General features: G+C 37.2%; 1 protein-coding gene. It reads left to right on the top strand.

The window, feature by feature from the left end:
- Positions 1 to 336, top strand: a 336-nt coding sequence (locus AAOP42_RS00865; RefSeq protein WP_349526559.1) for a hypothetical protein, incomplete at both ends; no start/stop codon positions are given.

The raw sequence follows: 336 nt of genomic DNA, 5'->3' as shown, positions 1-336 counted from the left end.
AATAATATATTTTGTGGTAATGATATAATTTACGACATCAATTATCCGATGTTAAGAAGTGGAGAGCAGCGCTTTTTGGGGAATGTCTATGACAAAAGTGCATTACAAAATACGATGAAAATTAATCCAACATCAGATGTTCCCTCCCCATTTGAAGACTCGGCACTCCAGAAAAGGGTAGCATTTGACTTAGGCGTAAAAACAGAAGAGGTCACAGTGGATGGAAAAAAGGTTGAAATGGATTTGAATGAATGGCAAAAATTCTGGCAAGTTCATTCTATGCACTATGATTCTGATGCGCAGGTTATGAAAAACATTAGTGCTACCTATCTACCC

This window comes from Reichenbachiella sp. MALMAid0571 (assembly GCF_040151475.1).
GTDB lineage: Bacteria > Bacteroidota > Bacteroidia > Cytophagales > Cyclobacteriaceae > CAXBNB01.
The sequence above is the reverse complement of the archived record's forward strand: the minus strand, read 5'-3'. Positions and strand labels throughout refer to the sequence as shown.